Genomic DNA, 13,594 nt, shown 5'->3' on the forward strand with positions numbered 1-13,594 from the left:
ATCCTTGACGTGTAAGCGCTATAGCTATTTTATGCACCAATAAATATGGGCATTAAGTATCCAGTCTTTCAATCCAGCTTGCAACCTTTCCATTGTTGGCTAATTGCAACCAGCGGTAACCAGGCAAGCAAGCTTCATCGTAAGCAAAATCATGCGAATAAGGTTTAAATTGATAGCAGGTAGATGGTGTGCTATAAACAGTCACACCTTGACGATGACGAATCTGCTCTTGGTGAGTATGACCGCTAATGATTACCTGTAAATGCTCAAAAGGCGCCATATACTCCCAAAAAGTTTCAGCGTTTTGCGCCATATGGGTGTCAATCCAGTCAGAATCTACTGGGATGAGGTGATGGTGTAGGGCGATAAGCGCAGGCTTATCACATGCCTCAAGCCGTTTGCATAACCAATCAATATCTGTAGTGGTTATCTCACCTGCCACTTTCCCTGTGATAGACGAGTCTAATAACAGTAGCTGCCAGTGATCACTCTCAATGATGTGCCGACTGAGTAAGCGTGAGTCAGCAGGCTGGGCAATGAGTGTCCGCTGAAAAAACGGCAAGTCTTCACCATTCTCATCAGTCACATCGTGATTGCCAGCGATACATACAAAAGGAATTTGAGTTGCCTGTAGTACGGCAAAAATATGGTCATAGGTGGCGGGCTTTACTTTACTGACCAGATCGCCAGTCACGATAATCAAATCACAGCGAATATCTTCACTCAGTGCTTGCTGCAGTACAGCTTCAAAATTACGCTGACAATCACCCACTTCATTGACATGACTACTGTCAGTATCAGCAGCGACAGGCGTAGATAGATGCAAATCAGTGATTTGTAAAATATTTATCTGTTCATCGGACGTGCTGATTTTATTGACGGGATAGTTCGGCATTGGGTCGGTCCCTTATCGAATCAAAACAATGGTCATTGTGAGAACGAATATGGATAAATGATCTACTATTTTCAAAATTATATTAGGGCGTGTTGAACATTCGACCATGGCACTGACAGCGACTATTTTTTAGGCGATTCGATGTTAAAAATAATAAGTTTAGTCATTCTAAGCGCTTATTTTTAACGATGAAGCGGCAAAAAAGAGTCCTGTCCCCTGCTTTTATCGTTGGGACTAATGCTAAAATTGCCCCATACTGCGTTACAAATCTCGCTAAGGCATCTGCATTATCGTCGCTTTGTGCCTTGTCTGGAACAATTTTAGCGATCAGCAGTGCCTATTTGTGAATGTTCAACACGCCCTAATCTATTATTAACACTAATTAATGACGAGTCATATAGTGAATCGGTACAAATAATGGCAAAGCAAGTTTATAACATAAAGCCAATGAAAGCTCTAGTGATATCAATGAAATAAAGTTGACTAAAGCAGATGTATAATGCTGCTATAGCCTATATATCAGCACGCTAGCGCGCTGACCGAAATTTTATTTTGGCTAGCTTCGAAATCATTAGCGCGATAAAAAACAATATCGCTAATATCAATACGATAGAGAGTCCAGTCTGGATATCTAGCCAGATACTTCCCCACACGCCAAGCGTCACGCCGAGCTGCGCAATGATAAACGCTGTGATCACCATTTGTTTTGGTGATGAAGACCATAAGCGTGCCGTTAGTGCAGGTAATACCAATAAACCACTGATCAATAAGCTTCCAACAGCTTGTAGCGCAATCGCACAGAACCCTGCAAGAACACCCATAAAAAATAGTCGCTGGCGGGTCGGGTTAATGCCTTGAATGCGAGCTAATGCTTCATGAGTTGCAAGTTTTATTTGAGCGGGCCAAATATACAATAGTAGCCCCAACCCAGCCAGTACACTACCAGCGAGTAGTGGCAAATCCGCCCAGTCCAGTTCAAGTAAATTGCCAAATAAAAACCCCAAGACATTGGCTTGTTGATTGGTCAGCTGCGTTAAAGTCAATAGCCCCAAACACAACAGCGTGACGGCTACCACCGCAAGCACGGCATCAGCTGGCAGACGGTCATCATCCATCAGTACCAGACACAGCACCACCGCTGCACTAACCAATGCCACACCTATACCCATGGGCAACTGCCACCAAGCAGCAAGTGCGACTCCAAGCAAGGTACCATGTGCTAAAGCATCGGCAAAGAATGCCATGCGTCGCCACAAGACTAAGCATCCTAAAGGCGCTGATAGTAGGGCTAAAATACTGCCAGCGATCCAAGCAGGTGCAATAATGGCTAACCAAGCGGTCATAAGAAGTGTCCGTAAAATTTTTATAAGAAAAGTTAGTGCTGTCTATCGGTCTGGTAACGCTGGCTTTAACGAATTTGATGTTAGCTATTTTCGATTTAGTTCATCATTGTTTTTGGTCATTATCGTTATAGCTCGCTTGGTGCATGATGCTCGCAAGCATGTGGCTGATGCACATATGGCTGCTCATAATGATGACCAAATAGCTTTTGAAACTCAGAGCTCATAGCAAGCTCGCTTGGTTGTCCTTCACAGCAAATGTGCTTGTTGAGACAAATGACACGGCGACTGCCTTTCATTACCCAGTGCAGATCATGTGATACTACCAGCATCGCACAGCGCAAAAACTCCGGCAACTCATCGATAAATTGATATAACCAAACCTCGGTATCAGGATCGAGACCCTGCATCGGTTCATCTAGAATAAGTAAATTGGGCTTATCTAATAGCGCCCTTGCCAGTAGCACTCGCTGCGTCTCACCACCTGATAATTGCAGCATTTGTCGTGACAATAAATGCGTTAGTGATAAATTATCAAAGATAAACTGTCGCTGCTCAGCGGTAAGGCGTCTCTTATCTGCTTGTCCCAACAAATCGCAGACGCGCAGCGGCAATATGGGTGGCACAGCGAATCGCTGCGGTACATAGCCAAACTGTAGCTGTTGATGAGCTGTGATACTGCCTTTTGTGGATTCGATCAGACCCAAAATAAGCTTGACCAACGTTGACTTACCCGCACCATTAGGTCCGATAATACTGACGGTCTCATTGATTGCAATATCGATATCAATATGTGAGAGCAAACGTTGGTGGCCGATATGGTAGCTGACGTCGTTCAAGCTCAGCAGTTTGCCAGCTTCATTCGTGGTACTACTATTCACAATAGCAGTAGTCGACTGGTTAGAGGGTGAGGTAGACAGGCTCATAGGATAACAACGAATAGGTAAATGGATAATACAAATAAACAATCAAGGACAGCGACGTACTTTTCAGGCAACCAAAGAGCCTCAATAAATCTTACTGGCAAACTTGGCAACGACCACTCAGCTCAATAACACTACGCTCAACCGTAAAACCGACATCTTGTTCAGCGAAACTCATCATTTCTTGTACTGGTAAGCTGCTACATTCTTGAACTCGCTGGCACTGATCGCAGATTAAAAAGGCAGCTGTGTGCTGTGCTCTGGGATGGCAGCAAGGAACATAAGCATTGATAGACGTTAATTGATGAATCAACCCTTCACTTAGTAAAAACTCTAAGCTGCGGTAAACCGTCGGCGGCGCAACATTTTTTGGCGCTCGCTTTTTGGTTGATGGTTTTTCTACAGATTGCTTTGATAAGCCAGATGCTTTTAGCGTATCACTATCATCCATCTCAAAGAGGCGCATTTGCTGCAATTGCGTGATTAAGTCATAAGCACCAACAGGTTGATCAGACTCTAAAACCAGCTGATATATTTGCTGGCGCAAAGGGGTAAAACGTGCCCCACTTAGACGACAGTGCTCTTTTGCTGCTGCTAAGCGTTCAATAACGTCATGCGGAGTCAAATCTTGCACATCATGTAAATGTTCGCAATTCGATGAGGTAGTAGACATAGTACAGGCTCCCAAAATAGCATGGTAATCGCATGACGTTTTTTATGATAGCGTTTTCTATTGTTATAGTATAACATAATAAACGTGAAATCGAATCAGTTGTCTCACATCGCTTATATATATTGATCATTTTTTATCCAATGATGCGGCACGACACTGTGACTCATAACTTTGTTACTCATTGATTAAAGAGCTTACCATGAACTCTGCTTTTACTTATTTACGACGCTCAATCATTACGTTACAGCGCTTACTGATTACAGGATTGGTAGTCTTAGGCTCTTTTACATTAAGCGCGCACGCAGCAACGGTCAGTGTCAGCAATCATCCCATGTTTTTACTCAGTCAAGCCGTAACGGAAGGCACACCTTCTGCTAACCAAATTTTACAAGCTGGCGATGTGGGGCATCATGGCAGTATTAGTCCAAGTGATAAGAAAGCCATTCAAGACAGTAAATTTGTGGTTTGGTTTGGTCCCTCATTAGAAAACAGCCTGACTGGCAGTTTAGAGATGGCACCTAATGCCATTGACTTATTTGCTTTTGATGCTTTTACTCGGCATCCTCTTCGTGATATTCAAGGAAAGCCTATTGCGGGCACGTTTGATCCACATATCTGGCTCGATCCTGAAAATGCAAAGGCCATTACTCGTGCCTTAGCTGTTATTCATAGCCATGCCAATCCAGAGTATAAAAGTACCTACCAAGCCAACGCCAAAAAATTTGCACAGCGTATGGACAATGCTGTAGCGAAAATACAGCAATCCACACAAAAACAGCGTCCTTATTGGGCCTATCACGATGCCTATCAATATATTGAAAATGCCACAAAAATAAAGCTGGCAGGTAGCTTAAGCCCAGACCATCACCTTGCTCCAAAAGCAAGTCAATTGCGCTGGCTTAATGATAATCGTCCAACCAAACAAATGTGCTTAGTCAATCAGAGCACCGCTAGCAAAGGATTGCTTGTCAAATTGCAGCCTATCAATACCACTGTCCAAATCGAAGACATGAGCGATAGCGAAGACTTTGTAGAAGGATGGACAGAAATGGCTCAGCAAATCCACCAATGTATATCCTAGAATAGGAATCTATTCGTTAGGGTTGTTCTATAAGCTAAAGTTTTAAAAAGAGTGAGACAGCTGTTTTTCAAGTATCTGGTACGGCTACGTAACATAGCAATACTAGTGGGTTGCGTTAGGTGACTGATAAAAGTCATATTTTACTTGCTTAATAGTGGCTGTCTCCTTATAATAAGTGGCGTTTTATTTTGGTTTAAAGATAATGCCTGTAGAGTAAGTCATTTACGGATAAAAGTGATGTAAGTATGCTATATTATCCCAATGCTGAAAGGCTATAGGAATATCGATGACCAAGCCTGCCAAACGCACGCAAAAAGATAAAATAGGCATCTATATCAAACGGCAAGCATGGATATTGTTTATCCTTATCATTATTGCTTGGATTATAGATACGATTTGGTTACGTAGTGAGCTTACTGTAGCAAAAAGCGCCGCCATTGGTGCGCTGCTCAGTTTTACGACTCAAGTTGTTTTTGCTTTTTTTATCTTTTGGTACACTGGATATCGCGCGCGCCAACATATCGTTAGCCAGCTATATCGAGGTCAGATGGCTAAATGGCTATTGACTGTGTTTGGTTTCGCACTAATTTTTATTACCGTACAACCCCTATCGGCACCTGCGCTATTTATCGGTTTTATGGTAATGCAAATTAGTCACAGTTGGATGTTGTGGCATATACGCTAGCGCTAATAAATGATCACTACATAGATAATTTATTCATAGTAATGGCAAGTCACCCTGCCGTCCAACTTCTCTATGACTAGTTCAAAAAGTCAAAGTACAAAACTGTCCCATGACAGCACCATTGATTATAAAAATCGAAGTATGAGCCTTTATATGAGGCGTAGTATGCAACGACACAATGATAGGGTAGAGTCAATTTAGCTACTAATATCATTGATGATTAAATTTTTACAGTTTAGTTATGGACGACTAACTATATTAGTAGCCGTTATTGTCAGCTAACTTATTCATACATTGGATAATAAAATCATAATTGACTTTACACGAATACTACGCTGCATTAATATAGACAGCTAAATATTTTGTTTATAAGCGCTGCACTAAGCGCCGGTCGTAAAAAACGGCCAGTAGACAAGCACATATATAATAATTTTGCGTATACATGCAAGGGCTATTACTGAGTTATCATAAGCCCTTTTTTGATAGCTAAAATTTATGTCAAGTTATCAAATATAGCATTAGTAATAGAACTATGGGTTGGATGTTGTTGGTTACATGGGTGCTTTTAGTATGATTTATTTGTTTGCTTAATTGCAGGGCAAATAGAAATAACAAACCCCATCAGATGACAACCATATTTTTGGTAGTTGATTAAATCGTTGATTAATAAGAAGCTTACATTATGGCATCCGAGCAAACATCATCAGAATATATCTCTCACCACTTAACGAATTGGACGTACGGTTATCTGCCGGGCGAAGGTTGGAAAGTCGCTCATACTGCTGAAGAAGCAGCGCAAATGGGCTTTAACGCTATCCATCTTGATTCTATGCTCTGGTCAGTGGGTCTGGGTATTTTATTTTGTACCATCTTTTGGATGGTTGCCAAAAAGGTTACTTCAGGCGTACCAAGTAAAACTCAAGCAGCGGTTGAGATGATCGTTGAGTTTGTTGATAACAACGTTCGTGATTCTTATAGTGGTACATCAAAATTGATCGCGCCATTGGCGTTGACTATTTTTGTTTGGATCTTCTTGATGAACTTGATGGATTTGATCCCTGTTGATTTTATTCCAGGTTTAGCTGGCCAAGTTGGCGCTGCTATGGGTCATGATCCCCATCATGTTTTCTTTAAGATTGTTCCAACGACTGATCCTAACATCACGCTTGGCATGTCGTTCTCTGTCTTTGCACTGATTATCTTTTATAGCATTAAAGAAAAAGGGTTGGGCGGCTTTATCGGTGAGTTAACACTGCATCCATTTAGTGCCAAAAACCCAATCGTACAAGCGATTTTGATCCCGATCAACTTCATCCTAGAAGCAGTTACCTTAATAGCAAAACCTGTATCACTCGGTTTGCGTCTGTTTGGTAACATGTATGCTGGGGAATTGATTTTCATACTGATTGCTCTAATGCCGTTTTGGATTCAATGGGCGTTATCGGTACCGTGGGCTATCTTCCACATCTTAGTTATTACACTTCAAGCGTTCGTATTCATGATGCTGACGATAGTTTATATGTCGCTTGCATCATCAACTGAACATTAATTAGACATTCAATAGGTAAATGAGGATACATCAATGGATCCAGTATTAGGTGGTTACACAGTTATCGCAGTAGCACTACTTATCGGTCTTGGCGCACTTGGCACAGGTATTGGTTTTGCTATTCTAGGTGGTAAATTCTTAGAAGGCGTTGCTCGTCAACCAGAGCTTGGCTCACAGTTGCAAACTCGTATGTTCATCGTAGCAGGTCTTTTGGATGCTATTCCGATGATCGGTGTTGGTATTGCTATGCTATTGTTGTTCGCTAACCCTCTAGCAGGTTAATCCGAAAGCTCAGTTGTACATGTTTGGTGCTCAAGGGTTTTCTATTAAATATAGTCAAGATTTGACTACCAAACATGATCAATGAAACTGGTTTTTCATTAACAAAGAGGTGATCACGTGAATATCAATTTTACCCTCGTCGGTCAAGCCATTGCTTTTGCAATATTTGTGGTTTTTTGCATGAAATTCGTGTGGCCACCACTTATCGGTGCCATCAATGAGCGTCAGCGCAAAATCTCTGAAGGTTTGAATGCCGCAGAAAAAGCAAAAGCAGATTTGGCAACCGCGGAGCAAAATGTCCAGCAGGAACTTGATCTTGCAAAGACCAAGGCTGCCGCTCTAATCGAGCAAGCAAACAAGAGTGCCAATCAGCTCATCGAAGATGCAAAATCGCAAGCCCAAGCGGAAAGCGAGCGCATTCGTCAACAAGCGCAAGCGTCTATCGACCAAGAAATCAATCAAGCGCGTGAATCATTACGTGCCCAAGTTGCTGAACTGGCTGTACTTGGTGCAGAGAAGATTTTGCAAGACAAAGTCGATGTGCAAAAACATGCCAGTATGTTAGACCAACTGGCGGCGAAGCTGTAATTGTGAGGATATAATGGCTGACTTATCAACCTTAGCACGACCGTACGCTAAAGCCGCGTTTGACTATGCCAATGAAAACGGCGCTGTAAACGAGTGGGAAGATTTCTTACTTGTCGCTAGCACTGTTGTCAATGACAAGTCGTTCAGTACTTGGCTAGACAATCCAGCTGTTTCTGCTGAGCATAAGTCAGCTGCTTTGGTCGATCTTTATGGCTCACAAGTAGCCGGTGATAGCGACTCTGCTTTTAAACAGCTACTGGGCGAGAGCAAAGGTTCTCGCTACGGTAACAGTATTAGCTACCCTAAAGTATCACCCCAGCTCAATAATTTTGTTAAGCAGTTGGCGCAACAAGAGCGTCTGGCGCTGCTTCCTGAAGTTTATGAGCATTATCGCCGTCACAAGGCAATAAGCTTAAAGCAGCTTGACGCATATGTGACTTCTGCCTACCCATTGACCCATGAACAGCGTCAAATGCTGCAAACGCGTCTTGCTACATCACTAAATGCAAGCATAGTCATTCATGAATCAGTGGATCCAAGCTTATTGGCAGGCGCTACAATCAAAGTCGGTGACAAAATCATTGATGATTCGATGCGCGGCAAGTTACAACAGTTAAAAACACAGCTAACTGCCTAATGCCATTTATCGACGCAGTCATATAATGTCTGCGTGACAGTAAGAGCATTTGAGTCAGTGGGCGGGTTATCATAAATTAAAGGAAACAAGGCAATGCAACAATTGAATCCAGCGGAAATCAGTAACCTGATTAAGCAGCGTATTCAAGACCTTGATGCGGGTGCAACTGCAAAGAATGAAGGCACGATTGTCAAAGTATCTGACGGTATCGTGCAGATTCATGGTCTTGAAGATGCCATGTACGGCGAAATGATTGAGTTTGAAGGTGAAGTCTACGGAATGGCGCTTAACTTAGAGCGTGATTCTGTTGGTGCAGTAGTACTAGGTGACTTCCTAAAATTACAAGAAGGTCAAAAAGCCTATTGTACTGGTCGCATTCTTGAAGTACCCGTAGGTCCTGAGCTGCTAGGCCGTGTTGTTGACGCTTTGGGTAATCCTATTGATGGCAAAGGTCCTATCGATGCCAAGATGACTGACAAAGTTGAAAAGATCGCCCCTGGTGTTATCGATCGTCAGTCAGTAGATCAGCCAGTGATGACTGGTTATAAAGCCGTAGATACTATGATCCCAATCGGTCGTGGTCAGCGTGAGCTTATCATTGGTGACCGTCAGACTGGTAAAACAGCAATGGCTATCGATGCGATCATCGCACAGAAAGCTTCAGGCATTAAGTGTATATACGTGGCTATCGGTCAGAAACGTTCGACCATCGCTAACGTGGTACGTAAGCTTGAGCAAACTGGCGCACTAGAATACACCACTGTTGTGGTAGCTTCAGCGTCGGAGCCTGCAGCACTACAGTATATCGCGCCTTACTCAGGTTGTACGATGGGCGAATACTTCCGTGACCGCGGTGAAGATGCACTGATTGTATTCGATGATTTATCAAAGCAAGCCGTTGCTTATCGTCAGATTTCACTATTGCTACGTCGTCCGCCAGGTCGTGAAGCCTATCCTGGTGATGTATTCTATTTACACTCACGTTTACTTGAGCGTGCATCACGCGTAAACGCGGATTACGTAGAAAAGTTCACTAACGGTGAAGTGAAAGGTAAAACTGGTTCTTTAACCGCACTACCAATCATCGAAACACAAGCTGGTGACGTATCTGCATTCGTACCAACCAACGTCATTTCGATCACTGATGGTCAGATCTTCCTAGAGTCTAGCTTATTCGCCTCAGGTATCCGTCCAGCAGTCAACGCTGGTATCTCGGTATCGCGTGTTGGTGGTTCTGCTCAGACTAAGATCATCAAAAAGCTCTCTGGTGGTATTCGTACCGCACTGGCTCAGTATCGTGAATTGGCAGCATTTGCTCAGTTTGCCTCAGATCTTGATGACGCCACTCGCGAACAGCTTGATCATGGTGAGCGTGTGACTGAATTGATGAAGCAAAAGCAGTATCAGCCAATGTCAATCTCTGAGCAAGCAGCGGTTATCTATGCATCAAACGAAGGCTTTTTAGCTGACGTACCAGTCGAGAAGATTGGTTCTTTTGAGGAAGCCTACTTGCGTTATATGCATGATGAACAAAGTGAATTGATGCGTGAGATTGATGACACTGCGAACTACAATGATGATATCGCAGGTCGTTTAAAGTCAGCGTTAGAGACCTTTAAACAAAATCACAGTTATTAATTTAACGGGTTAAGCCGAAGTGGTTATGACTGTCGTTAGAAAAGTGGCGCGTTGTCTGACTAGATATTGGCGCCACTGTCTTAACCATGACCGGTATTAGATCGCGTAATGCCACAAGATATAAAATGTTATTCTATAAAAGTGATGTTGTATATCAAATGATTGTTGCATGCGCCAATGCTTTTTAACCCTCTTATATTGGAATCATTATGGCAAGCTTAAAAGAGATACGTGCCAAAGTCACCAGTATTAAAAGCACCCAGAAAATCACTCGTGCCATGCAAATGGTAGCAGCGAGTAAGATGCGCCGTGCTCAAGAGCGCATGGAAGTGGGTCGCCCGTATGCTGATAGTATGCGCCGGGTTATTTCACATTTGGTGCATGCCTCATCAGACTACAAACATCCGTATATGGTATCGCGTCCAGTCAATAAGGTTGGCTATATTGTCATCACCTCTGACCGTGGCCTAGCGGGTGGTTTGAATATTAACTTATTCAAAGCTTTAACTAAAAGTATCCAAGATTATCAAGATCAGTCAGTACAAGCTGAGTTTGCAGTCATCGGTGCCAAAGGTGTCAGCTTCTTCAAAAACTTTGGTGGTAATGTTACATCGGCTGTGACCGATTATGGTGACAAACCAACGTTTGAGCAATTAAATGCACCGGTTCAAGCCATGCTTGAGGACTACAGTAACGGTAAACTTGACCGTATCTATGTGGTCTATAACCGATTCGTCAATGCGATGACTCAGAAGCCAACTGTTAATCAGTTGGTACCTCTACCAGAGCAGTCATTTGGTGATGAAGACAGTGGTCTACAGACAGAACTTAGCTGGGATTATATCTACGAGCCTGACATCAAGACGTTGATTGATGAATTGCTTGGTCGCTATATCGAGTCGATTGTTTATCAAGCGGTAATGGAAAACATTGCCTCTGAGCAGTCGTCACGTATGGTCGCGATGAAAGCGGCAACAGATAATGCTGGTGACCTTATTAACGATTTACAGTTGGTTTATAACAAGCTGCGTCAAGCGGCGATTACCCGAGAAATCTCGGAAATCGTTGGCGGTGCTGCTGCTGTTTCATAATTGACTACACCTATATATAGAAGTTCAAGGAGAACGCAATGAGTAGCGGTCGTATTGTACAGATTATTGGCGCGGTTCTTGACGTTGAGTTCAACCGTAATGAAGTTCCTCAAATTTTTGATGCCTTGCAAGTAGATGGTACCGAAACCACCCTAGAAGTACAGCAACAGCTAGGTGATGGTATCGTACGTACTATTGCAATGGGTTCAACCGAAGGTTTAAAGCGTAACCTACCTGTTACTAATACTGGTGCACCGATTTCTGTGCCTGTAGGTACTGGTACGCTAGGTCGCATCATGGATGTTCTTGGTCGTCCTATCGATGAAGAAGGTCCTGTTACTGCTGATGATAAATGGTCTATCCACCGTGAAGCACCAAGTTATGCTGAGCAATCAAACAGCACTGAGCTACTAGAGACGGGTATTAAAGTTATTGATCTACTTTGCCCGTTTGCTAAAGGTGGTAAAGTTGGTCTGTTCGGTGGTGCTGGTGTTGGTAAGACCGTTAACATGATGGAGCTGATCAACAACATCGCTCTAAAACATGAAGGTTTATCAGTATTTGCTGGTGTTGGTGAGCGTACTCGTGAGGGTAACGATTTCTATCACGAAATGCAGGAAGCTGGCGTTGTAAACACTGAAGACTTTAGTAAGTCTAAAGTAGCAATGGTATATGGCCAGATGAATGAGCCACCAGGTAACCGTTTACGCGTTGCACTGTCTGGTTTGACCATGGCTGAGTACTTCCGTGATACCAAAGATCCTGTTACTGGCAAAGGTCGTGACGTACTGTTGTTTGTTGATAACATCTACCGCTATACACTAGCGGGTACAGAAGTATCGGCACTACTTGGCCGTATGCCATCAGCGGTTGGTTATCAGCCAACACTCGCTGAAGAGATGGGCTTACTGCAAGAACGTATTACGTCAACGCAGTCAGGTTCGATTACTTCAGTTCAAGCCGTTTACGTACCTGCAGATGATTTGACCGATCCATCACCTGCTACAACGTTTGCTCACTTGGATGCAACAGTCGTACTAAGCCGTGATATCGCATCACAGGGTATCTATCCTGCGGTTGATCCATTAGATTCGACGTCGCGTCAGCTAGATCCACAAGTTATCGGTGAAGAGCATTACAACGTTGCTCGTGGTGTTCAGGAAGTATTGCAGCGTTATAAAGAGCTTAAAGACATCATTGCTATCTTGGGTATGGATGAGCTATCAGAAGAAGATAAATTGGTTGTTTATCGCGCTCGTAAGATTCAGCGCTTCTTGTCTCAGCCATTCCACGTCGCTGAAGTCTTTACGGGTGCACCTGGTAAATACGTACCACTACGCGATACCATTGCTAGCTTTAAAGCAATCATCTCAGGTGAGTATGATGACCTGCCAGAACAAGCATTCTACATGGCTGGTAGCATCGATGAAGTTGTTGCTAAAGCTGAAAAAATGAAGTCTTCTGCAGCGTAAGTTGTATGAGCATGAGTTAATGAGTAGGTATAATATAAATTTTATATCTACTCTTTAGTAACGCATCGCAGTGTTTACTGTTTTTTGATTGCGCTTTGATGGTAAGGAGTTAAGTATGGCAACGTTACAATGTCGCGTCGTAAGTGCTCGTGAAGAGTTGTATTCAGGCGAAATTAGCATGTTAATAGCTACTGGTACCGAAGGCGAGATTGGTGTATTGCCAGGTCACACACCGCTGATTACTTTGCTAAAACCGGGTGCAATGCGAGTGCAAAAAGCAAACGGCGAAGAAGAAATCATTTATGTTTCAGGTGGTGTACTAGAAGTACAACCAAAAATGGCAACTGTATTGGCTGATACCGCTATGCGTGCGCACAATCTTGACGAAAGCAAAATCGTTGAAGCACGCAAAAAAGCAGAGCAAATGCTGGTCAATCAGTCTGATACACTACAAACCAATGCAGCTTTAGCGTCGCTTGCAGAATCAGTCGGACAATTACAAACTATTCGCAAGTATAAAAACCGCGCGTAAAGCAGAGTTTTGGTTAGATATTTTTAGCTTGGATTCTCAAGCAACAATAAGACAGTCCTTTATGGACTGTTTTTTTGTGCCTATGGATTTTTTATTGTCAGTCTTTTTTAAGCTAAATTCACTAAATTCAAATAGATGAATCCATCATTCATGTCTTCTTTAAAATATAGCCACTCATCCATTGTCACATAAAATAATATGAGAATTT

At 42.9% G+C, this 13,594-nt stretch carries 14 protein-coding genes; 10 read left to right on the plus strand and 4 right to left on the minus strand.

Features of this window, described 5'->3' with window-relative positions; genetic code table 11:
• Positions 1-52 precede the first annotated feature (52 nt).
• From BLR43_RS07725 to BLR43_RS07740, 4 genes are all read right to left on the minus strand, one after another.
• Positions 53-895, minus strand: a complete 843-nt coding sequence (locus tag BLR43_RS07725; RefSeq protein WP_071002795.1) for a metallophosphoesterase — start codon at positions 893-895, stop codon at positions 53-55.
• Between the two features lie 527 nt (positions 896-1,422).
• Entirely contained in the window at positions 1,423-2,238 is an 816-nt protein-coding gene (locus BLR43_RS07730; protein ID WP_071002796.1) for a metal ABC transporter permease, read from the minus strand.
• A gap of 125 nt (positions 2,239-2,363) precedes the next feature.
• Positions 2,364-3,161, minus strand: a complete 798-nt coding sequence (locus BLR43_RS07735; protein ID WP_083328917.1) for a metal ABC transporter ATP-binding protein — start codon at positions 3,159-3,161, stop codon at positions 2,364-2,366.
• A 91-nt stretch (positions 3,162-3,252) separates the two neighbouring features.
• Positions 3,253-3,831: a Fur family transcriptional regulator gene (locus tag BLR43_RS07740; protein ID WP_058023499.1), complete on the minus strand. Its 579-nt coding sequence runs from the start codon at positions 3,829-3,831 to the stop codon at positions 3,253-3,255.
• A gap of 199 nt (positions 3,832-4,030) precedes the next feature.
• On the opposite strand from BLR43_RS07740, the gene BLR43_RS07745 reads away from it, so the two are divergent.
• The 10 genes from BLR43_RS07745 (at position 4,031) to BLR43_RS07790 (ending at position 13,386) form a co-directional block, all read left to right on the plus strand.
• On the plus strand, positions 4,031-4,912 hold the full coding sequence (locus tag BLR43_RS07745) for a metal ABC transporter solute-binding protein, Zn/Mn family (protein ID WP_071002797.1): 882 nt from the start codon (positions 4,031-4,033) through the stop codon (positions 4,910-4,912).
• 286 nt (positions 4,913-5,198) lie between these two features.
• Positions 5,199-5,597: an ATP synthase subunit I gene (locus tag BLR43_RS07750; RefSeq protein WP_071002798.1), complete on the plus strand. Its 399-nt coding sequence runs from the start codon at positions 5,199-5,201 to the stop codon at positions 5,595-5,597.
• Positions 5,598-6,279: 682 nt separating this feature from the next.
• On the plus strand, positions 6,280-7,146 hold the full coding sequence (gene atpB, locus BLR43_RS07755; protein WP_058023502.1) for a F0F1 ATP synthase subunit A: 867 nt from the start codon (positions 6,280-6,282) through the stop codon (positions 7,144-7,146).
• A 33-nt stretch (positions 7,147-7,179) separates the two neighbouring features.
• Positions 7,180-7,428, plus strand: a complete 249-nt coding sequence (gene atpE, locus BLR43_RS07760; protein ID WP_010197960.1) for a F0F1 ATP synthase subunit C — start codon at positions 7,180-7,182, stop codon at positions 7,426-7,428.
• 117 nt (positions 7,429-7,545) lie between these two features.
• Positions 7,546-8,016 (plus strand): F0F1 ATP synthase subunit B, encoded by a 471-nt coding sequence (locus BLR43_RS07765; RefSeq protein WP_071002799.1) that lies wholly within the window; start codon positions 7,546-7,548, stop codon positions 8,014-8,016.
• A 13-nt stretch (positions 8,017-8,029) separates the two neighbouring features.
• Complete coding sequence (locus BLR43_RS07770) at positions 8,030-8,653, plus strand: F0F1 ATP synthase subunit delta (protein WP_093070149.1); 624 nt, start codon at positions 8,030-8,032, stop codon at positions 8,651-8,653.
• A gap of 93 nt (positions 8,654-8,746) precedes the next feature.
• A complete protein-coding gene (gene atpA / locus BLR43_RS07775; protein WP_071002801.1) occupies positions 8,747-10,291 on the plus strand; it encodes a F0F1 ATP synthase subunit alpha in 1,545 nt (514 codons plus the stop codon).
• A gap of 209 nt (positions 10,292-10,500) precedes the next feature.
• Positions 10,501-11,382, plus strand: coding sequence for a F0F1 ATP synthase subunit gamma (atpG, locus tag BLR43_RS07780; RefSeq protein ID WP_058023506.1), 882 nt, complete (start codon positions 10,501-10,503; stop codon positions 11,380-11,382).
• A 38-nt stretch (positions 11,383-11,420) separates the two neighbouring features.
• Entirely contained in the window at positions 11,421-12,854 is a 1,434-nt protein-coding gene (gene atpD, locus BLR43_RS07785) for a F0F1 ATP synthase subunit beta (protein ID WP_071002803.1), read from the plus strand.
• Between the two features lie 115 nt (positions 12,855-12,969).
• Positions 12,970-13,386 carry a F0F1 ATP synthase subunit epsilon gene (locus tag BLR43_RS07790; protein ID WP_093070152.1) on the plus strand — a complete coding sequence of 139 codons (417 nt, stop codon included), beginning with the start codon at positions 12,970-12,972 and terminating at the stop codon, positions 13,384-13,386.
• Positions 13,387-13,594 lie beyond the last annotated feature (208 nt).

It is taken from the genome of Psychrobacter pacificensis, from assembly GCF_900101915.1.
GTDB classification, from domain to species: domain Bacteria; phylum Pseudomonadota; class Gammaproteobacteria; order Pseudomonadales; family Moraxellaceae; genus Psychrobacter; species Psychrobacter pacificensis.